Origin of the sequence: Yinghuangia seranimata, assembly GCF_029953285.1 — a bacterium.
In the GTDB taxonomy this organism is placed as follows: domain Bacteria; phylum Actinomycetota; class Actinomycetes; order Streptomycetales; family Streptomycetaceae; genus Yinghuangia; species Yinghuangia seranimata.
This window is the reverse complement of sequence record NZ_JASAOI010000005.1, coordinates 113128-132880: the sequence shown is the minus strand read 5'-3', so window position 1 is coordinate 132880 and position 19753 is coordinate 113128. Positions and strand designations below refer to the sequence as shown.

The following is a 19753-nucleotide window of genomic DNA, read 5'->3' as shown; positions in this document are numbered from 1 at the left end:
CCCGCCCCGGACCCGCCCGGCCCCCCCCCCCCGCCGGGCGGGCGCCGGGGCCCGACGAGGCAACCCGCGGTCAGTCGCGCGCCGGGGCGTACTGCAGGCCGACGATGCCGCACGCGAAGTGCTTGGCGGCGACCAGCCGCAGGCGCTGGCGGGCACCCGTGTCGGCAAAGACCGGGAGACCCGAGCCGATCGCGGTCGGGTTGACGAACAGGTGGAGCTCGTCGACCAGGCCTTCGGCGATCAGGCTCTGGACGAGCTTGCCGCCGCCGTAGGCGATGATGTCGCCGCCGTCCTGCTCCTTGAGCTTGGTGACGGTGTCGACGAGGTCCTGCGCCACGACCGCGTTGTCCCACGGGGATTCGGTGAGCGAGCGGCTGATGACGACCTTCGGGGTGTTGTTCATCTTGTCGATCGCCTCCTGGGTCTCCCCTTCGGGCCCCGAGGCCCACGTCGGGATGAACCCCTCGGCAAGTTTGCGGCCGAGGACGATGCAGTCGACGGGTGCGGTGAGCGCGCTGATGTGCGCCGCGAGGTCGTCGGACCAGCCGAACGTCATCCAGTCCATCTCGCCGTCGGGGCCGGCCATGTAGCCGTCGACGGTGGTCTGGACCTGGATCTTGAACGTGCGCATGGGAGTTCTCGCTTTCGTGTCGGGCCGGGCGGTCGGCGGAGGGACGGTCAGCGGGCGTCGGCGGAGCGGTCGGCCAGGCGGCGGGCGATCATCGGCACGATCACCACCGCGGCCGCGATGTGGGTGAGCGCGAGGACGATCCGGGTCGACGTCGCCGTGTGGTTGACGACCGGCAGCGGGACGAACGACAGCGCGGTGAGCGCGACGCATACCCGCGTGAACGTCCGTGCCGGGGTCTTCGCCCAGCGGCGCAGCGCGAACGCCAGCGCGACGCCGATGAGGCCGTACATCAGCGTGGCCAGCGCGAAGCCGCCGACCGGGATGGTCTCGGCCGCGCCGTCGCCGAAGCCGGAACTCCGCAGCGGAACGTCGAACGCTCTGGCGGTCAACGAGACCGCCTCCGCCGCGGCGGCGCCCAGGACGAGGGCGGTCGCGCTGGTGCGCAGCAGCGTCTTGACCGGCACGGCGGTGCGCGCCGGGACGGTGGGCGCGGCGGCGGTCGTCGTGGTGCGGGGCAGCGAAGCGGTCGAGGCGCGCATGGCCTGACTCCTTGGTCGGGGAGGCGCCGCACGGGCCGGCGCAGGGGGACGTGTGGTGGTGGGCGAGCGCCTCTACTTACTGCGTCCGCCGTATGCTGTTTATGCTAGACACAGTTTCCGGAGGGCCGCAACAGCCTGGCGGCAAGCCGGACAGAAAACCGCGTCCGCCATACGCTGTTTACGGCATAGACAATTCTGCACACCCGCACCGACACCTCGGAGCCGCCACCGTGACCACGCGCCCGCCCCGCTCCCGGGGCCCCCGTCCAAGGGCCGACCTCGACCGCATCACCCGCGCCGCGATCCGGCTGGCCGACGAGGGCGGCACGGGCGCGGTGACGCTCAAACGGCTCGGCGCCGAGCTGGGGCTCAGCCCGATGGGGCTCTACCGGTACGTCGACTCCAAGGACGAGCTCGTCGCGCTGATGGTCGAGGCGGCCGTCGGCCCCGCCCCCGACCTGGCGGCCGTCCCCGGCGACTGGCGGCGCAAGCTGGAGCTGTACGCGCGCCGGGTGGCCGCGACGTGGCCGCCGCACCCGTGGCTGCCGTGGCTCGCCACCGGGCATCGCAGCGTCGGGCCGAACGAGGCGGGCTGGCTCGAGGCGCCGCTCGGCGTCCTGGAAGGCGTCGGCCTCAGCGGGCGCGACGGCATCCACGCCGTGCTGCTGATCGCCGGCCACGTGCGCAACGCCCACATGACGTCGTCGGCCGGCACGCAGCCGTCGCACGACACCGGGCGGCTCGGCGACCGGATGAGCGCCGTGCTGCTCGAACACGGCGACGCCTACCCGGCGTTGGCCCGCGCCCTGCGCGATCCGTCGGGACCGCCGTGCGAGGTCAGGCGGCGCGAGTACGGCCTCGACCGCGTCCTCGACGGCCTGGCCGTGGTCGTCGACCGCGTGCGGCCGGCCGGCGGCTCCCGGAAAGCTGTATAAGCCATATACAGTTGTGCACCCGCCGAACGACCAGGCAGCCGGAGGACCAGATGGACGCGCCGCACCCGCCGGGCAGCCCCACGCCCGAGGCCGACGCCGCGGTCGAGGCCCTCTGGACCGCCCCGGCGGCCCGTACGCGCGGCCCCAAGCCGGCGTTCACCCGCCAGGACATCGCCCGCACCGCCGTGCGCATCGCCGACGCCGACGGCCTGGACGCCGTGTCGATGGCCCGCATGGGCCAGGAACTCAACGTCACCAAGATGGCGCTGTACCGCTACGTCGCCAACAAGGCCGAGCTCTTCGCGATCATGATCGAGGAGGCCGCGGGCGAACCCCCGAACCTCGCCCACCTGCCGACCTGGCGCGCCCGCGTCGAGGCGTTCACCGCCGAACTCGCCGTGCACTGGAACCGGCACCCGTGGCTCCCCCTGGCCACCATCGGCAACCGCCTCATGGGCCCGCGCGAAGTCGGCTGGATCGAAAGCCTGTTGAGCACCCTCGACGACACCGGCCTGACCACCGCCGAACGCCTCGACACGGTCTTCCTCGTCTTCGGCCACATGCGCAACACCCAGTCCATGACCACCGCAGGCACCCAGCCGTGGACGGACGACAAGGGCATCTCCTCCCCGCTGCGCACCCTCATGGAAGACCGCCGCGAGCACTTCCCCGCCCTGCTCGCCGCCCTCGACGACGTCACCGCCGCCGAGGCGACCGGCCCGCCCGCCGACAACGGCCGCGCGTTCGGCCTCAGCCTGATCCTCGACGGCGTCGAGGCCCTGATCACCTCACGAGCCGACGCGGGCTGACCTGACGGGACCGGGCTGTCGTTCTCGGCCGGTCGGCGGGACAGCGGGCGCAACCGGCGTGCCCCGTCTACGGATAGGCGCCCAGTCGGGCCTGGTCGAGGTCTTCGAGGATGTGGTCCAGCTGGGACGGGTCGGCGATATAGCTCAGGACCGCGCGGTAGAACGCGCCGCGCATGGCGGTCGGCATCAGGTCCGAGCCGTCGAAGCGGATCGCCTCGGCCTCGGCCAGGGTCCGGCCCAGGGCCTGGGCGACGCTGGTGGCCGGGTAGGCGGTCAGGGGTACGCCGCGGTTGGGGCTCAGGGCGCCGGTGCGGACCCACAGGGTCTGGGCCTCGGTTCCGGCCAGGTAGGCGAGCAACTGCCGTGCCTCCGGCGTGTCGTGGAACATCGCCATCACGTCGCCGGCCACCTCGCGGACGGGTCCCGCGCGGCCGGTGGTCCCCGCGGCGTTCGGGGCGGCCGGGAACGCGGTGAAGTCGAAGTCCACGCCGGGCACCGGCTTTCCGGGCGCCGCGGCGTACCAGCCGGAGGCGAAAGAGCCCTGGTGGTCGAGCGCGCAGGCGGGCGGCGCGGCGACGAGGCCCGGTGAGGCCTTGTTGTACGGCGTCAGCAGCGCGTCGAGCGAAGGCCCGGCGCCGGTGGCGCCGTTCGCTCCCACGACCCCGACCACACCGGACCGCCCGGCCGCCAGAAGGTCGCCCCAGGCTTTCCACGCGCCTTCGATCTCCGGAGAGTTCCAGGCCAGTTGGCCCGACACCCACCGGTCGTACACGTCCGGCCCGGAGCGGGCGAGGACGAGGTCCTCGATCCAGTCGGTGCCGGGCCAGCCGGACGCCGAACTCGACGCGAGCCCCAGGCACCACGGCGCGGACGGGGAGGGCCCGGCGGCGAACGAGCGTGCCGCCGCGAGCATGTCGGCCCACGTCGCGGGCGGCTTCAGCGAGCGGTCCGCGAACACCTTCGGGTCGTACCAGAGCAGGCTCTTGAGCGCGGCCTTGACCACGACCGCCATCCGCCGCCCGTCGACCCGCCCGAGGGTGACCCAGTCCGGCGCGTACGCCTTGTCGGTGTCGGCGAGTTCGCGGATGTCGTCGAGCGGCGCAATGCGGCCCGTGCGGGCGTAGCGGATGAGGTCGCCGGGCGAGGACAGCGCGGCGAGTTCGGGCGGCGTGCCCTCCTGCACGCGCGCGGCCAGGACCGCGTCGACATCGCGGCTGCCCTCGTACCGGACGTCGATCCCGGTCCGCCGCTCGAACGGCGCGACGATGCCGGCGAACGCGTCCGCCTCGGCCCCGGTCCACGACCCGAGCACAGTGACGACCGGCCGCTCCGACCCCCCGGAACACCCGACGAGCCCACCCGCAAGCAACCCGGCCACCGCCGCCACCGCCAAGGCCCGCCCCCGCCACCACGCCCCCGCACCCCGCCGCACCCGCATCACCCTCCTACTCCGCATTGGCAACCGCCTGCGCCGCGAGCGTCGACGAGAGGGCCGACCCGCGCGACAGACACGGGCTCCGCAACGGCACCGATCCCGCGACCGGCCCGCGATCGTGCCTCGCGACGCGAAGGACACCGACCGCGCCGAGCCCTGCCACAGCGTCGTCCTGACACCTGGTCGACATCGGCGCGTGGCGAGACACGGCGGACACAGGCGCGACGAATCCCGCACCGCGCGCTCGCTCGGCCCGGCGCCTCGTCGGCGTCGGGGCGAGCGGCGACGCGGTGGACCGGGGCGTCATGGATCAGGCGGCTCGGCGGGACCGGTGCCCGCCCGTCCGCGTCGCGCGAAGCCCGTTGCATGCGCCTCATCCCCCGGCCCGATATTCGACGTAGCGCCGCCACAGGCCCCACAGCCCCGGTACCAGGACCGCGCCGCACACGGGCGTCACGGATAGGGCACCCCGCCGCACCCCGCCCCAACACCTGGTCGGCGTCGGCACAGCGGCGGACGTCGGCGCGTGGCACGCGGCGGCCTGTCGGGGCGTGGCGGATCCGGCGGCTCGGCAGGTCCGGTGCCCGCCCGTCCGCGTCGCGCGAAGCCCGTTGCATGCCCCTCACCCCCCGGCTCGATACTCGTCGTAGCGCCGCCACAGGCCCCACAGCCCCCGCGCCAGGACCGCGCCGCACACGGGCGTCACGGATAGGGCGCCTGCCGCACCTCGTCCGGACACCTGGCCCGCGTCGGCACGCGGCGCGACACAGCGGACACCGTCGCGACGAATCCGGTACCGCGCGTTACCTCGGCCCGGCGCCTCGTCGGCGTGTGGCACGCGGCGGCCTGTCGGGGCGTGGCGGATCCGGCGGCTCGGCGGGACCGGTGCCCGCCCGTCCGCGTCGCGCGAAGCCCGTTGCATGCCCCTCACCCCCCGGCTCGATACTCGTCGTAGCGGCGCCACAGGCCCCACAGGCCGAGGGCCAGGACCGCGCCGCACACCAGGGGGCCGCCGGTGGCGAGGCCCTGGTCGTCGCCGGCCTCGGTGAGGCGGCGCATCGTGTCGACGCGGGAGTCGGCGATGGCGCGGGACAGCGCGCCGTCGGCGTCGGAGGCGAGGCCGGTGAGCGTTCCCGAGCCGCCGCCGAGGAGGAGGTGCAGGGTCTCGGTGTCGTTCGGCGCGAGGTCGGTGGCGGTCGGCTCGCGGCCGAAGCCGCGGGCTCGGATGGTCGCGAGGACGCCCGCCATCGACGTCGCGTCGGCGCGGGCCTGCTGCTCGGGAACGGCCGGGGCGCCGAGCGCGCGTACCGCATCGTCGGCCGCCGCACGGTGGTCGCCGCCCAGGCCGCGGGTGACGAGCGCGAGGGACTCCGCGCCGACCACGCGTTGTGCGGCGGTGCGGGCCTCCCAGAGCGAGGTCAGCCGGACCGTGCCGTCCCCGGCCGCCGCGTCGACGCGGGCGTGGACGCGCGCGGCGTTCTCGACGTGCCAGCCGGACAGCAGCACGACGCCGGTCAGCGCCAGCAGCACCGGGACGTTCAGGTGCCGCCGGAACCGCCGCCGCATGTAGACGGACGCCCATACGAGCAGCACCACCACGAAGACCCCCAGCACCACGAGGGGCACCACGGCCGTCGACGACGCCCAGAACGACCCTCGCGCGTCCCGGATCGCGGCCAGTTCGCCGTCCCGCAGCTGCGCGACGCGCGCGAGGATCCCCGTGTCGGGCTCGTGCAGCAGGTCGGACGCGTACACGATCCCCGCGACCGCGAGCGGCCCTTCGCGCCCGGACTGCGCCATCCCGACCAGCCCGGTGTACTCGATGATCAGCCCGTCCACGGCGCGGAGTTGGGCCGCCTCCTCGCCGGTCTGCCCGAACCTCTCGCGCGCGTCGGCGAGCGCCTGTCCCGCCGTCTTGACCGCGTCCTGGTAGTCGGTGCCGGGCCCGGTCAGGGGGAACGCTCCGGACGTCAGCTCGCGCGCCGCCGCCCGGTCCGCCTCGGTCAGCCCCTCGGCGACCTGGTCGAGCGCCAGCACGGCCGGCAGGTGCCGGGTGCGCAGCTCGTCGGCGGTGTCCCCCGCCCGGGCGACCCGCAGCCACGACGCGACCGCCAGCAGCACGACCGCGGGCACCAGAAGTACGGCCAACAGCCTGAGTCGCTGCGGTGTCGTACGAGGCCACATGGAGCGGGCTCCCCTCGCCGGTCCGCCCACCCTAGATCCACCACCGACCAAGAACCACACGGCAGTTCGTGTTGACGGGCAGGTGAAGGGCGTGCTACGGGCCGGTAACCGTCCGTCACGGCGGCCCGTCCGCCGGCCCGTCGGTGAGCCCGCCCCCGGCCCGTCCCCGGTTTCTCATCCGACGTTAAGACTCGGCTCAGACCGCTCCCAGCACGCGCCCGGAACGTATGGCGCATGAACCACTCGACCGCACTCGACACCAGCGCCGACGCGCCCGAGCCGCCCGGCGCACCACCGCACCACACCGGCCGCCGTCAGCGGCTGGTCGACGTGGTGGTCCCGGTCTACAACGAGCAGCACGTGCTGGAGCGCAGCGTCCGGCGCCTGCACGCCTACCTGCTGGCGGAGTTCCCGTACGCCTTCCGGATCACCGTCGCCGACAACGCCAGCACCGACGAGACGTGGCGGGTCGCCACCACGCTCGCCTCGCGCCTGCCCCACGTGCGCGCCGTCCACCTGGACCAGAAGGGCCGGGGCCGGGCGCTGCGCCGCGTGTGGGCGGCCAGTGACGCGGACGTCGTCGCGTACATGGACGTCGACCTGTCCACCGACCTCGGCGCGTTCCTCCCGCTCGTCGCCCCGCTGCTGAGCGGCCACAGCGACCTCGCGATCGGCAGCCGGCTGTCGCGCGGCTCCGACGTCGTGCGCGGCCCGAAGCGGGAGTTCGTGTCACGCGGCTACAACCTGCTGCTGCGCGCGACGCTCGCCGCCCGGTTCTCGGACGCGCAGTGCGGCTTCAAGGCCGCCCGCACCGAGGTCGTGCAGGAGCTGCTGCCGCTCGTCGAGGACGAGGCGTGGTTCTTCGACACCGAACTCCTTTTGCTGGCACAGCGGTCCGGGATGCGCATCCACGAGGTCCCGGTCGACTGGGTCGACGACCCGGACAGCCGGGTGGACGTGCTGCGCACCGCCGTCGACGACCTGCGCGGCATGGCCAGGGTCGGCCGCCGCATGGTCGCCGGAACCTTCCGCGCCCCGATGTCGGCCCGCACCCGTGCCGCCGAACTCCCCAGCGGCATGCGGCGCCAGCTGCCGCGCTTCGCGCTCGTCGGGATCATGAGCACGCTGGCCTACATCGTGCTGTACGCGCTGCTGCGCGGCATGATGCCGGCGCTGCCCGCGAACGCCCTGAGCCTGCTGGTCACCGCGGTCGGCAACACCGCCGCGAACCGGCGCTTCACGTTCGGCGTGCGCGGGCGCGGCGACGCGCTGCGCCACCAGGCCCAGGGCGGACTGGCGTTCGTCATCGGGCTGGTGCTGACCAGCCTCGCGCTCGGCCTGCTGCACGTCGCGGCGCCGGGCGCCTCGCACTCCGTCGAACTCGCCGTGCTGGTCGCCGCGAACGCGCTGGCGACGCTGGTGCGGTTCCTGCTGCTGCGCGTGTGGGTGTTCCGCGCCGCCCGTTCCGGCGCCGCCGAGGCGCCTTCCGATGTCCCTTCCGATGTCCCGTCCGATGTTCGTTCCGACACCGACTCCGAGGTCTCCCGATGACCGCGATCCACCCCGAACCCGCCGTCGAGGTACCACGCCTGACGGAACCCCAGATCATCAGAGGCTGGGCGGTCCGCTTCGTGCGCGGCCGCGAGGACGACCCGCGCTGGGTCCGTCCGTCACTGCTGGGCCTGCTGCTGGTCACCGGTTTCCTGTACATCTACAGCCTCGGCGAGTCCGGGTGGTCGAACTCCTTCTATTCGGCGGCGATCCAGGCCGGCACCGAGAGCTGGAAGGCGTTCCTGTTCGGCTCCTCCGACGCCGCGAACTCCATCACCGTCGACAAGCCGCCGGCCTCGCTGTGGGTCATGGAGCTGTCGGCGCGGGTCTTCGGCCTCAACACGTGGAGCATGCTGGTCCCGCAGGCGCTCGAGGGCGTCGCGGCCGTCGGCCTGCTCTACCTGGCGGTGCGCCGGAAGTTCAGCGCGGCCGCGGGCCTGCTCGCGGGCGCGGTCATGGCGCTCACGCCGGTGGCCGCGATGATGTTCCGCTTCAACAACCCGGACGCGCTGCTGGTGCTGCTCATGGTCGCGGCGGCGTACGCGGTGCTGCGCGCCCAGGAGAACGCCTCCACCAAGTGGCTCGTGTGGGCGGGGGTGTTCATCGGATTCGCGTTCATCACCAAGCTGCTCCAGGCGTTCCTGGTGCTGCCCGCGTTCGCGCTGACCTACCTGCTGTTCGCGCCGACCGGCTGGTGGCGCCGCGTCCGGCAACTCCTGTACGCGGGCGGCGCGATGGTGGCAGCGGCAGGCTGGTGGATCCTCACCGTCGAGCTGTGGCCGGCCTCGTCGCGTCCGTACATCGGCGGCTCGCAGCACAACTCGATCCTCGAACTCACCCTCGGCTACAACGGCTTGGGCCGCCTCAACGGCGACGAGACGGGCAGCGTCGGGGGCGGCGGACCGCGCATGCAGCTGCCGGAAGGCGCCGCCGCCATGCCCGGCGGCGGACCGAAGATGGTCAGGGGCGGAGGCGGCTGGGGTGAGACCGGCTGGGACCGCATGTTCAACGCGGACAACGGCGGCCAGGTCTCGTGGCTCATCCCGGCCGCGCTGGCGCTGCTGGTCGCCGGCCTGTGGATCACCCGCCGCCGCAAGCTGGTCGACGGACAGCGCGCCGCGTTCGTGCTGTGGGGCGGCTGGCTGCTGACCACGATGCTGGTGTTCAGCTACATGAAGGGCATCTTCCACGCCTACTACGACGTGGCGTTGGCCCCCGCGATCGGAGCGCTGGTCGGCATGGGCGGCGTCCTGCTGTGGGAGAAGCGGAAGTCGTGGAAGGCCGCGCTGTTCCTGGCGCTGACCGTCGCCGGGTCGGCGTGGTGGGCGTACCGGCTGCTCGACCGCACGCCGGACTGGCACGGCTGGCTGCGGTACGCGGTGCTGGTCGGCGGCGTGCTCGCGGCGGTCGCGATCCTGGCCACGGTGTGGCTGCGGGCGCGGCTGCTGGTGACGGCGGCTGCCGGGCTCGCGGTGGCGACGGTGCTGGCCGGGCCCGCGGCGTACACCTGGGCGACCGTGACCACGCCGCACACCGGTTCGATCCCGACCGCGGGACCGGGCGGCGCCTTCGGCATGCCGGGGATGCGGATCCCGCCGGGCATGGAGGGCTTCTCGCCCGGCCCCGGCATGATGATCATCACCCCGAACGGGACCCCGCCGGGTCAGGGCAAGGGGCAGAACCAGGGGCAGATCCCGGGGCAGGGCCGCAACCAGGGCCAGGGCGGCGTGCCCGGCCAGGGCGGACCGCAGGGCGGCGTGCCCGGCCAGAACGGCTTCCAGCCCGGCCCGAACCAGCCCGGCGGCGGCGCGCAGCCGAACACCGGCGGGCCGCAGGGACCCGGCGGACAGGGCTTCCCCGGCGGCACCAGCGGCAAGGGCGGCGGCCCCGGCGGCCTGCTCAACGGCAGTACGTCCAGCAAGGAGGTCACCGCGACCCTGAAGAAGGACGCCGGCAAGTACACGTGGGTCGCCGCGGCCATCGGCTCGCAGAACGCGTCCGGCTACCAACTCGCCACCCGCGAACCGGTCATGCCGATCGGCGGCTTCAACGGCAGCGACCCGTCGCCGACGCTCGAGCAGTTCAAGAAGCTGGTCGCCGAGGGCAAGATCCACTACTTCATCGGCGGAGGCCAGGGGATGATGGGCGGCAGCATGGGAGGCAGCAACGCCTCGCAGCAGATCAGCTCGTGGGTGACGTCCTCGTTCACGTCCACCACCGTCGACGGCGTCACGCTGTACGACCTGACGCAGCCGCTCGCGAGCGGCGCGAGCAGCGGGACCGGGGCGGTGCAGGCCACCAACGCGTGATCCCAGCCCCGAGTACGGCAAGCACATAGCGGCACGAACGGCATGTGGGTCGCGGCCTGGGTGAAGGCCGCGACCCACGTGCGTCCGCCGCCAGGAGTCCCCGGTCAGGCAGCTGATCCACGCGCGGATCCGCCAAGGGGCCGGCACCGGACGCGTCTTTCGCCCACACCGGACGCGCCGCACAGCATGGCGGGGCCGCCACCCCGCGTTCGCCGCGAACCTGACACTAGGGCGCCGTTTCGCGGTGTACTTGGTTGTGCGCGCACGGTCTACGGCTGGCCGTGCACATGGTTGGCGCGCGGTTGGCACACTGTGCCGACGAGGACGTCGGCGGGCGTCCCGGGGTCGGGCAGGGAGGTCGGGGCATGGCAGTGCTCATCGACACCGACGCGCTGCCGCGCGGGGATCGCGCGGCGGCCGTCCACACGGCGATGATCGAGGCGTCCGCGCCGTGCCACGTCATCCTCGAGGACCCCGACGACGCCCCGCGTACGCGCATGGAGGGCTGGCAACTGGGCGACGCGACCGTCCTCAAGACCACCTCGTCCGGGTTCCGCCTGGTGCGCACCGCCAAGCAGGCGCGGCAGGACGCGATGCCGGTCATCTCCTTCCACGTCCAAGAGCGCGCACCCGGCCGGTTCGCCCAGTTCGCCCACGAACGGGTGGCCCCGCCGGGCGAGTTGCTCCTCGTGGACCTGGCCGCCGCGTACGACTTCGCGTGGTCCGGAAGCGGCGAGTCGGCCACGTTGCAGGTCCCCGTGGACGCCCTCGCCGTCCCTGTCGACCTGGCCCGGCGCGCCCTCACCGGGCCGCAGAACGCCGCAATGCTGGCGCTCGTCGCCGGCCACATCCGACGCCTTGTCGCCGACGGCGAACGGCTCGCGGCCGACCCCGCGGCCACCGAACTGGGCGCGGCCACCGTCGAACTCGCCCGCGCCGCACTGGTGTCGGCGGCGGGACAGGCACCGGCCGCGCGGCAGGTGCTCGCCGAGACGCTGCTGACCCGGGTGCGGGCTTACGTGCGCGGCAACCTCGGCGACCCGGACCTGACGCCCGCCCGCATCGCCGCCGCGCACAACATCTCCGTGCGCTACCTCTACAAGATCTGCGCGCAGGCCGACTTCAGCCTCCAGCAGTGGACGATCACCGAACGCCTGCGCGGCGCCCACCGCGAACTCGCCGACCCGCAGCTCGCCGCCCGCCCGATCGCGATGGTGGCCCGGCGCTGGGGCTTCGCCGACCCGACACACTTCGCCAAGCGGTTCCGGGCGGAGTACGGCGTGACACCGAGGGAATGGCGCAGGATGCGGGACGGGGCGGCGTAACCCTGACCGGTTCCAGGCCCGATGTTGGCAAGCCGCACCCGCGGCGCGCCCAAGTGCGGCTCTATGGTGCCGGGATGGGTTGGATCGAGAACACGTCCGCTCGTTGGTCGCGTGCCCTGCGGAGCAGCGACTCGGAGCACGCGCTGACCGGCGTGGACGAAGCGGTCGGCATGCTGCAGGAGTTGCGCGACCGGACGGTGCGCAAGCACTTCGCCGCCGAACCGGCGTCGCCACGCACCAAGTGGCGCGATCGAAGGGACAGGCCGTCGCTCGACGAAGCGCTGATAGCCGAGTTGAGCCGGCATGTGGTGATCGGCATGATGTTCAGCGATCAGCTGCTGGCGCGGCTCGAAACCGCCACGGGACGCGGTCGCGAGGAGCTGCTGGCCGAGTTCGACTCCCTCACCGATCTCTGGACCCCGACCGAGCAGTTCCATGCCATGCGCGTTGAAATCGCGTCCGGATGCGTGTTGTTGCACACGCTGCAGCGCGGTTCCGATGCGGACGAGCTCGCCAAGCGGGTGGGACGGATCCTGGACCTGGCCGAAGAGCACGCCGCCGCCCTCGCCGCCGGGAATCGCCAGGACGCAGAGTCGGATCGTCCCGAGTCGCTGGACGGCTAAGGCGTCAGGACCGTCCGCAGACCGCTCCGGTCGGTCTTCCACACCTCGGCGACGTCCGCCAACGGCGCCCGCTCCACGTCGAAGCGGAGCGAACCGTCCGCCGCCAGGGCGAACACGTTCTGGATGGCGTCGAGCATCAGGTCGGGCGGCGTGGTGCCGCCGCCGGTGCCCGAGATCGTGAGGCCCGAACCGCGCAGCACGTCGGCGGGGAGCGCGACCGTCGGGCCGGCCTTCTGGCCGACCTGGACCAGGCGGACGTCGGGCGCGGTCCGGGACATGCCGGTGCGGCGGACCGCGGCGATCGCGGCCTCGGCCGGGGCGCCCCAGACGTAGTCGACGATGACGTGCAGGTCGCCGTCCGCGGCGGCCACGATCGCGGCCGCGTCGTCGGCGGAGCCGAGCCGCACGGTGGCGTGCGCGCCCAGCTCGCGGGCGAGTTCGAGGGCCTCGGGGTCGCGCCCGGCGGCGATGACGCGGCCCGCGCCCGCGCGTAGGGCGAGCTGCACCGCCAGCCGGCCGGACACCCCGGTGGCACCCAGCACGAGCACGGTCTCCCCCGGCGCGACCCGGCCCCGCCAGTGCAGCGCGAGGTGCGCGGCGAAGCCGGGGTTGGCGAGTCCGGCCGCGACGGCGGGGTCGAGCCCGTCCGGTACGGGGCACATCCACCCGTCGGCGGCGAGCGACAGTTCGGCCATCGAGCCGTACGGCGCCTGGGCGAACCCGAAGTACACCCGCGTGCCGTCATCCAGCCGCCCGACGCCGTCGAGCCCTGGTATCTGCGGCAGTTCGCCGCCGCTGCCGTAGTGGCCGCCACCGGCCAGGGCCCGGACGACCGGGTGGAGGCCGGCGGCCTCGACCCGCACGACGCGGAGGCCGGGGGCCGGGGTCGGGTCGGCGAAGGATCCGTAGCGGGGCACGGCCCCGAAGGAGTCGAGCACGGCTGCGCGCATGGCGGTCTCCCACTCTCTCTAACAACGTTAGGGAATGCTCGAACGATGTTAGAGTCAGGCTCGCCATGACTGTCAACCGCGACCGCGTGATCCGCGCCGCCCTGGAACTCCTCGACGAGGTCGGCCTCGACGGCCTGACGCTGCGCAAGCTCGCCGCCAAGCTCGACGTCCAGGCGCCGACGCTCTACTGGCACGTCAAGAACAAGGCCGCGCTGCTCGACGAGATGGCCACCACGATGCTGCGCGACATGCCGCCGCCCGAAGCCCCGCCGGGCGAACTCCCGTGGCAGGACTGGATCACACGGATGGCCACCGGACACCGCGCGGCGCTGCTGCGCTACCGCGACGGCGCCAAGGTCTTCAGCGGCACGTACATCACCGACGACACCCTGCTGAGCCGCCTCGAGGCCCCGCTCGCCGTCCTCGTCGACGCCGGCTTCACGCCCGTGGACGCCGCGCGGGCCTGGGGGTTGGTCAACAGCTACGTGGTCGGCTTCACCATCGAGGAACAGGCCGTACGCCCGACACCCGGGCAGCAGGACGCCCGCTACGCCTCGGACACCCGCGCGGCGCGCCTCGACACGTCACGCTATCCGCTGACCCACCAGGCGGGCCCGGTGCTGCACCAGGGCTTCGACGAGCGGTTCGCGTTCGGGCTGAGGGTGCTGCTGGCCGGCCTGGAGCGCGAACTCGACGCACCGTGAAAGGCCTGTGAGCGGGCCGAACTCCGGGTGCGCGGAGGCTCAGTCGTCCGAGTCGTCGAACGTCTCCCGGCGGCGCGTCGCGATGACGGTCAGGACGCCCGCGACGATCAGCGCGACGCCGATGACCGCGGCCAGCGCGGCGGCGAAGCCGGTGCGCGGCAGCGACCGAGGCGCGGACGACGCGGAGGCGCTCTCCCCCGCACCCGCGACCAGCAGCAGCCCGGCGGACAGCGCGCCCACGGCCAACACCGCTGTCGCGCCTGCGTGTCGGGCCCGGCGGCGGGTCGGGGTGACCCCTAGGGGTCGGCGTGGGGTACCTCCGGGCAACGAGGCCATGGACTCTCCGTCCGTCGCGGTGACCGTCGAGGACAAACCATCACAGGTTGTGAAAAACGCGGCCTGGATGAGCGCGTGCCGAAACGCGTCCACTCGTTCGCCCGAGATGTCCACCCCGACGGCCGCACACCGCCAGGAGGAGGTGTGATCACGTGCGCTCCTCCCCTCGCAGTACACGAAGTACCTACACATGACCGATTCGCGGGCGATCTAGGCCTCATAGGTTTGAGGCAGTCGGGGGACACGCTCCGGCACCCGGCCCACACCCCGGGCCCCGCTGTCGGAGAGGTAGGACCCATGAGCGCGACCCGCAGGCCCGGTCTGATCGCCTCGTTCGCCCGCTTCGTCGTCTTCGGCGGCGGTACCGGGCTGCTCTCCAGCGGTGCTCTGGTGGTGCTCTCGTGGTGGCTCGCGATGCCGATAGCCAACGCGTTCGTGACCATCGTGTCGACGGTGCTCGCGACCGAGCTGCACAGCCGGTTCACGTTCCGGGAGGGGCGGGCCGCCAAGAGCGTCCACCTGCAGTCGGCGGGAACGGCGCTCGGCGCCTACCTGTTCACGACCGCCGCGATGCTCGGACTGGACGAGGTCCAGCCGGGCGCGGGCGTGCTGACGCAGCAGGCGGTGTACCTGAGCGCGTCGGCGGCCGCCGGGATCGTCAGGTTCCTCGCCCTGCGGTTCATCATGACGGCCCGCACCCGGCGTACCGCGCCCAGGACGACGGTCGTCGCCGCCCCGGTCCTCACCCGCGACGCGCTGGTCGTGGTGGCCTAGTTGGTCGCCCGCACGGAGGCGGCGGCCGTCCGGCCACCGTGCCGTCGCCCCCACTGCCGGTAGCATCGGCGGCTTCGTCGTCGCTGATGGGAGCTCCTCGTGCGTGCACTTCTGGCCGTGGCGGTCTGCGGCCTCCTCGCCGTGACCGCGTGCAGCGACGACTCGAAGGACAAGGCCTCCGCCTCGCCCGCGGCCGCGTCCTCCGCGCCCGTGTCCGCCCCGGCGCCCGCGCCCGCGACGTCGCCGGCTCCCGTGGCGCCGCCGACGTCCGCGGCCCCGTCCGCCACCCCGTCCGCCGGCAAGGCCTCGTCGACGCCGCCCGGATCCACCGGCACGCAGACCACGGCCGGCGCATTGCAGCGCTTCGAGCAGTACCTCCGCGCGCTCGGCCGCGAAGACCTCACCACCGCCTGCGAGATCGCCGCCCCGGCCGCGAAGAAGGCGGAGGGCATGGGGATGGGCGACTGCAAGTCGTCGTTCACCGGGATGCTCAAGCTGATCCCGCCGGCGCAGAAGCAGGCCCTGCAGTCGGCGACGATCGACGCGGCCAAGGTCACCGTGCAGGGCTCGGCCAAGGTGGAGGTCCCGGCGGCCGCGGTCAAGGCGTCCGTCACGTTCACGTCGGACGATCTGGGCGACTACACCCTCGAGTTCATGAACGGCAACTGGTTCATCACCGACTGACGGACCCGCCGCACCGCGGTCAGGCTTGCCCGCGGCCCGAAGTACTGCACCAGCACCCGGAAGTAATCCGCCGCACGCGACGCTCACCGCAGGACAAAAGGGCACCGACGGCGCGCGGTGTACGGTCGCGGTGATCATCGGAGAGCGGGGGAAGAGCGGGGGAGCGTGTGAGGCCGGGGGATGCGATCGCCGGGCGGTACAAGGTGACGCGGTTGCTGGGGCAGGGCGGCATGGGAGAGGTGTGGGCCGCTCGGGACAAAAGTCTGCGCCGTGAGGTGGCGGTGAAGCTGCTGCGACTGGACCCGGGCATGTCTTCCGCGTTGCCGAAGCGGTTCGAGCGCGAGGCGGTGGCGGCGGCGCAGATCAACCACCGGAACGTGGTCGCGCTGTACGACCGGGGCCGGCACGGCGACCTGCTGTACCTGGTGATGGAGCGGGTCGAGGGCCGGGACCTCGCCGGCGTCGTCCGCGAGCGGGGGCCGCTGCACCCGGCGCACGCGGTCGCCGTCGCGCGCCAGGTGTGCGACGCGCTGGCCGCCGCGCACGACGCGGGCGTGGTGCACTACGACATCAAGCCGCAGAACATCATGATGACGCCGGGCGGCGTCGCGAAGGTGGTCGACTTCGGCGTCGCGGGGTTCGTCGACGCCGTGTACTCGGTGGCGCTGTCGTCGGAGCTGTCCCCGGCGGGCACGCCCGCGTACGCCGCCCCCGAGCAGTTCGACGACGAGCGCGGCGACGCCCGCTCGGATCTGTACGCGCTGGGCGGCGTGCTGTTCGCCATGCTGGCGGGCCGTCCGCCGTTCACGGGCCAGAGCCCGCTGGTGCTGCTGCGCGCGAAGGTCGAGCACCCGGCGCCGCGGCTGGACACCGTGCGCCCCGGTCTCCCGGACGCGTTGGTCGGACTTGTCGCGGACCTCCTCGAACGCGAGCCCGCCGCACGCCCCCAGACGGCGCGTCAGGTCGCCGACCGGCTGGCCGCGTGCGAGGCCGACGTCGCGGCGGCGGTTGTCGCAGGGGCGGTCGGGCACCCGGCCATGGGGCCCGCGACGTCGGGCGTCCCCGCCGACGCGCTGCCCACACAGCCGCAACCGACCGAACCGGTACCGGCATGGCCCGTCGAAGGATCCCCCGCCCGACGCGGCACCGGCCGCGTGCGACGGCGCACCGTCCTGGTCGCCGGCGTCGGGGCGGTCGCCGCTGCGGCGGGTGTGCCCGCGTGGTGGGCGATGTCGTCGTCCAACAAGGGCGACAAGGACGACAAGGGCGGCGCGAGCGCCCCGGGCCCCGGATCCCCCTCCCCCTCGGGCGCTGCCCGCGTGCCGTCGGCGCCGCCGCCGGTCGCCCTCGCCCGCCCGTCGTCGTTCAACGCCGACTTCGAGGTGGCGTGCTTCACGATCGGCCCGACCGGTCTGGTCACCGTCGGCGGCACCGGCGTCCAGTTGCGCACCGCCACCGGAGGCGTGGACACGACCCTGGAGACCGGCCCCACGTCCGTCTACTCGCTCGCCTACAGCCCGTCCGGCGACATCCTGGCCGCCGGCCTCCTGACCGGCCTCGAACTGTGGGATCGGCGCCGCCGGCAGAGGATCGGCACACTCCCCGGAATCGGCGACACCCCCGGATCGCTCGCGTTCAGCCCGGACGGCCGTCTGCTGGCCGGCGGCAGCTCGCTGCAGGGCAAGGTCGGCCTGTGGGACGTCCCGCAACGCACGCTGATCGCCTCGTTCCCGTCGCAGGCGGGCGGCAACTGCCGTGTCGCCTTCCGCCCGGACGGCAAGGCGCTCGCCGTGGGCGCGGGCGACTCGGTCGCCATGGTGGACGTGGAAAGCCGCACCGAGATCGCCAGGCTCACCGCTCAGCACGGCAGCGTGCACTCGCTGGCCTACCGCCCGCTGAAGGGCTCGCTCGCGGTCGGCTACCAGGACGGCACCGTGGCGCTGTGGGACACCGAAGCCCGCCGGATCACCACGTCGTTCAGCATCCCGGTCCCCGCCGACCGCATGGCCGTCAACCTGGTCGCGGTCAACCGCGCGGGCGACATGCTGGCGGCGGCGTACGGCTCGTCCGGAGTCACCGTCTTCAACCCGGACACCGGCGGGTCCACGAAGATCGCCGAGACGCAGAACGGCCCCACGTCGCTCGCGTTCACGCTCGACGACTACTTCGTGGTCGCGAACGAGGCGAAGTCCAAGACCGTGAACATGTGGTACCTCGTCAGAACCTCCGTCTGACATCCGTCCGGGTGGGGCCGGACCCGCCCGCGAATCCCACACCTCCGCAGGTTCCCTCCCCCGCCGTGCAACGTGGGCGCCCCGGGTCCGGGTTTGCCTGGGTGAGGAGGTGCGGGTTGAAACCTGACGACGAAGCCGCGTTCCACGAGTTCGTGCAGTCCCAGTGGGCGCGGCTGGTACGCACCGCGTACCTGATGACCGGCGACTACGCGGAAGCCGAGGACGTGGTGCAGACCGCGTTGGCACGGGCCGGGGCGGCGTGGCGGCGGATCCAGGCCAGCGAACGGCCCGACGCGTACGTGCGCCGGATTCTGGTGAACTGCAACAACAACCGTTTCCGCCGCAAGGTCCCCCAGCTGTTGTTCGGGACCACGCCGCCGGACGTGCCGGGGCCCGACCCGATACCGGGCATCGACCAACGGGACGCCCTGCGCGCGGCGTTGGTGAATTTGCCGGCGCGTCAGCGCGCCGCGGTCGTGTTGCGCTACTGGGAGGACCTGCCCGAGGCCGAGGTCGCGCTGATCATGGGGTGCTCGGTCGGGACGGTCAAGAGCCAGGCGGCGCGCGGCCTGGCGAAACTGCGCTCCGATCCCGCTCTCGCGGACGTCGCCCCGGTCCCGGTGTCCGTATCCGCCTCCGGCACCGAACTCCAGTCAACCACCGGAAAGGAAGGGCAGCATGGCCGGCTCTGAGCACCACACGCACGGCGTCGGAGGCGAGACCGGGGAGGAGTGGCTGCGCGGAAGGCTGACCGCCCACGCGGGCGACCTGCTCGTCGCGCCGCCGAACGTCCAGCGGATCGACGCACGCCGCCGCGGCATCCGCCGCCGCAGGACGTCCCTGGCCGCCTGTGCCGCGTCGGCGGCGACCGCGGCCGCCGTCGTGGCGACTGTCGCGCTCACGGGCGGCGGAGGCGGCGGCACGGCGAAGGCGTTGCCCGGCTCGACGGCGGTGCCGGGCACGTCCGCCCCCGCGGCGACCGGGTCCCCGGAGACCCCGGCCGACGTTGCGCAGCCGACGGATCCGCTCAAGGTGTCGATCCCCCCGAAGGACTCGACGACCTCCGACGGGCTCGGCCGCGCCACCGTCGCGACCGGTGAATGGGCCGGGCACCACTGGGAGTTCGTCCGGCTGCGCACCCACGGCGAATACGACGCCCCGGTGGGGCCGACCGCCCTCGGGGACCTGCCCACCTCCGGAAGCACGAAGCGCACAGGGTACTGCGAGAGCTTCTACGTCCTGGTGGACGGCGCGGTCGTCAACACCGCCGGGGGCGGCGGCTGCGGCGAGCAGCCGCACTTCGTCCGCGGAGTGCCCGGGAGCGCGGTGAACACGGGCTCGCTGCGGGTGGTCGTTCCGCCGACCGGCCCCGGCCGGCCGGGCGGGCCCGCGATCGGCACGATCGTGTTCGCGGTCGTCGAGACGGGCGCGACGTCCGGCACGGCGAGCTTCTCGGACGGCGGCAAGGCTCCCGTCGTGCTCAAGCAGGTGCCCGCGACGGACGGGCAACTCGCCGTGCTCGCCGTCCCGGCCGCCGACGGCCACAACGGCAGCGTGCGCGTCACGATCGCCGACGGCGCGGGGAAGACCCTCGTGGACCTTCCGGACATGGGCGTGGGCGGCTCCGCGAAGTAGCCGGCTCCGCAAGCCCGTACGGCCCCGCAGAAGCGACGGCGCCCGGGGAACGGCGCGGCCTCACCGCCGTTCCCCGGGCGCCTTCGTGCGCCGGG

At 73.4% G+C, this 19753-nt stretch carries 18 protein-coding genes; 12 read left to right on the top strand and 6 right to left on the bottom strand.

Translation table 11 applies throughout. The features are described from left to right. Positions 1-70: 70 nt before the first annotated feature. On the bottom strand, positions 71-631 hold the full coding sequence (locus tag QI554_RS03615) for a dihydrofolate reductase family protein (protein ID WP_281465701.1): 561 nt from the start codon (positions 629-631) through the stop codon (positions 71-73). A 47-nt stretch (positions 632-678) separates the two neighbouring features. Then, positions 679-1170: a DUF6069 family protein gene (locus QI554_RS03610; RefSeq protein WP_281465699.1), complete on the bottom strand. Its 492-nt coding sequence runs from the start codon at positions 1168-1170 to the stop codon at positions 679-681. Positions 1171-1400: 230 nt separating this feature from the next. Here QI554_RS03610 and QI554_RS03605 point away from each other — a divergent pair, with 230 nt between their 5' ends. Then, positions 1401-2105 carry a TetR/AcrR family transcriptional regulator gene (locus QI554_RS03605; protein ID WP_281465698.1) on the top strand — a complete coding sequence of 235 codons (705 nt, stop codon included), beginning with the start codon at positions 1401-1403 and terminating at the stop codon, positions 2103-2105. 50 nt (positions 2106-2155) lie between these two features. Next, positions 2156-2914, top strand: coding sequence for a TetR/AcrR family transcriptional regulator (locus QI554_RS03600; protein WP_281465695.1), 759 nt, complete (start codon positions 2156-2158; stop codon positions 2912-2914). A 67-nt stretch (positions 2915-2981) separates the two neighbouring features. On the opposite strand, the gene QI554_RS03595 is transcribed toward QI554_RS03600, so the two are convergent. Together QI554_RS03595 and QI554_RS03590 are read right to left on the bottom strand one after the other, a co-directional pair. After that, positions 2982-4226, bottom strand: a complete 1245-nt coding sequence (locus QI554_RS03595) for an ABC transporter substrate-binding protein (RefSeq protein WP_281465693.1) — start codon at positions 4224-4226, stop codon at positions 2982-2984. 1050 nt (positions 4227-5276) lie between these two features. Beyond that, on the bottom strand, positions 5277-6533 hold the full coding sequence (locus tag QI554_RS03590) for a hypothetical protein (protein ID WP_281465692.1): 1257 nt from the start codon (positions 6531-6533) through the stop codon (positions 5277-5279). A gap of 234 nt (positions 6534-6767) precedes the next feature. Between QI554_RS03590 and QI554_RS03585 the strand changes: the two genes are divergently transcribed. The 4 genes from QI554_RS03585 to QI554_RS03570 all read left to right on the top strand — a co-directional run bounded on the left by QI554_RS03585 (position 6768) and on the right by QI554_RS03570 (position 12341). Next, the gene (locus QI554_RS03585) at positions 6768-8084 is read left to right on the top strand and encodes a bifunctional glycosyltransferase family 2/GtrA family protein (RefSeq protein WP_281465690.1); all 1317 of its coding nucleotides are present in this window, start codon (positions 6768-6770) and stop codon (positions 8082-8084) included. Continuing rightward, complete coding sequence (locus QI554_RS03580; protein WP_281465688.1) at positions 8081-10393, top strand: ArnT family glycosyltransferase; 2313 nt, start codon at positions 8081-8083, stop codon at positions 10391-10393. Before QI554_RS03585 ends, QI554_RS03580 begins: the two co-directional genes overlap by 4 nt. Before the next feature lie 365 nt (positions 10394-10758). After that, positions 10759-11718 carry a helix-turn-helix domain-containing protein gene (locus tag QI554_RS03575; RefSeq protein ID WP_281465686.1) on the top strand — a complete coding sequence of 320 codons (960 nt, stop codon included), beginning with the start codon at positions 10759-10761 and terminating at the stop codon, positions 11716-11718. Between the two features lie 74 nt (positions 11719-11792). Next, positions 11793-12341, top strand: coding sequence for a hypothetical protein (locus QI554_RS03570; protein ID WP_281465684.1), 549 nt, complete (start codon positions 11793-11795; stop codon positions 12339-12341). On the opposite strand, the gene QI554_RS03565 is transcribed toward QI554_RS03570, so the two are convergent. Beyond that, entirely contained in the window at positions 12338-13291 is a 954-nt protein-coding gene (locus QI554_RS03565) for a quinone oxidoreductase family protein (RefSeq protein WP_281465682.1), read from the bottom strand. The two genes, QI554_RS03570 and QI554_RS03565, sit on opposite strands and share 4 nt — an antisense overlap. Positions 13292-13356: 65 nt before the next feature. Between QI554_RS03565 and QI554_RS03560 the strand changes: the two genes are divergently transcribed. Continuing rightward, on the top strand, positions 13357-13995 hold the full coding sequence (locus QI554_RS03560) for a TetR/AcrR family transcriptional regulator C-terminal domain-containing protein (RefSeq protein ID WP_281465680.1): 639 nt from the start codon (positions 13357-13359) through the stop codon (positions 13993-13995). A 39-nt stretch (positions 13996-14034) separates the two neighbouring features. Here the strand turns inward: QI554_RS03560 and QI554_RS03555 are convergent, their stop codons facing one another. Continuing rightward, positions 14035-14235, bottom strand: coding sequence for an LPXTG cell wall anchor domain-containing protein (locus QI554_RS03555; protein ID WP_281465678.1), 201 nt, complete (start codon positions 14233-14235; stop codon positions 14035-14037). 393 nt (positions 14236-14628) lie between these two features. Here QI554_RS03555 and QI554_RS03550 point away from each other — a divergent pair, with 393 nt between their 5' ends. The 5 genes from QI554_RS03550 to QI554_RS03530 all read left to right on the top strand — a co-directional run bounded on the left by QI554_RS03550 (position 14629) and on the right by QI554_RS03530 (position 19658). Next, complete coding sequence (locus QI554_RS03550) at positions 14629-15105, top strand: GtrA domain-containing protein (protein ID WP_281465676.1); 477 nt, start codon at positions 14629-14631, stop codon at positions 15103-15105. Between the two features lie 99 nt (positions 15106-15204). Next, positions 15205-15789 (top strand): hypothetical protein, encoded by a 585-nt coding sequence (locus QI554_RS03545; protein WP_281465674.1) that lies wholly within the window; start codon positions 15205-15207, stop codon positions 15787-15789. A gap of 167 nt (positions 15790-15956) precedes the next feature. Next, the gene (locus QI554_RS03540) at positions 15957-18023 is read left to right on the top strand and encodes a WD40 repeat domain-containing serine/threonine protein kinase (protein WP_343230754.1); all 2067 of its coding nucleotides are present in this window, start codon (positions 15957-15959) and stop codon (positions 18021-18023) included. A gap of 116 nt (positions 18024-18139) precedes the next feature. Next, the gene (locus QI554_RS03535) at positions 18140-18715 is read left to right on the top strand and encodes a SigE family RNA polymerase sigma factor (RefSeq protein WP_281465669.1); all 576 of its coding nucleotides are present in this window, start codon (positions 18140-18142) and stop codon (positions 18713-18715) included. After that, entirely contained in the window at positions 18702-19658 is a 957-nt protein-coding gene (locus QI554_RS03530) for a hypothetical protein (protein WP_281465667.1), read from the top strand. The genes QI554_RS03535 and QI554_RS03530 overlap by 14 nt, the downstream gene beginning before the upstream one ends. Positions 19659-19753: the final 95 nt, after the last annotated feature.

Excerpts from the sequence above, each read along its gene's own strand:
- QI554_RS03615 (WP_281465701.1), bottom strand. The coding sequence starts at position 631 with ATGCGCACGTTCAAGATCCAGGTCCAGACCACCGTCGACGGCTACATG.
- QI554_RS03610 (WP_281465699.1), bottom strand. The coding sequence starts at position 1,170 with ATGCGCGCCTCGACCGCTTCGCTGCCCCGCACCACGACGACCGCCGCC.
- QI554_RS03600 (WP_281465695.1), top strand. The coding sequence starts at position 2,156 with ATGGACGCGCCGCACCCGCCGGGCAGCCCCACGCCCGAGGCCGACGCC.
- QI554_RS03590 (WP_281465692.1), bottom strand. The coding sequence starts at position 6,533 with ATGTGGCCTCGTACGACACCGCAGCGACTCAGGCTGTTGGCCGTACTT.
- QI554_RS03585 (WP_281465690.1), top strand. The coding sequence starts at position 6,768 with ATGAACCACTCGACCGCACTCGACACCAGCGCCGACGCGCCCGAGCCG.
- QI554_RS03580 (WP_281465688.1), top strand. The coding sequence starts at position 8,081 with ATGACCGCGATCCACCCCGAACCCGCCGTCGAGGTACCACGCCTGACG.
- QI554_RS03575 (WP_281465686.1), top strand. The coding sequence starts at position 10,759 with ATGGCAGTGCTCATCGACACCGACGCGCTGCCGCGCGGGGATCGCGCG.
- QI554_RS03570 (WP_281465684.1), top strand. The coding sequence starts at position 11,793 with ATGGGTTGGATCGAGAACACGTCCGCTCGTTGGTCGCGTGCCCTGCGG.
- QI554_RS03565 (WP_281465682.1), bottom strand. The coding sequence starts at position 13,291 with ATGCGCGCAGCCGTGCTCGACTCCTTCGGGGCCGTGCCCCGCTACGGA.
- QI554_RS03560 (WP_281465680.1), top strand. The coding sequence starts at position 13,357 with ATGACTGTCAACCGCGACCGCGTGATCCGCGCCGCCCTGGAACTCCTC.
- QI554_RS03550 (WP_281465676.1), top strand. The coding sequence starts at position 14,629 with ATGAGCGCGACCCGCAGGCCCGGTCTGATCGCCTCGTTCGCCCGCTTC.
- QI554_RS03530 (WP_281465667.1), top strand. The coding sequence starts at position 18,702 with ATGGCCGGCTCTGAGCACCACACGCACGGCGTCGGAGGCGAGACCGGG.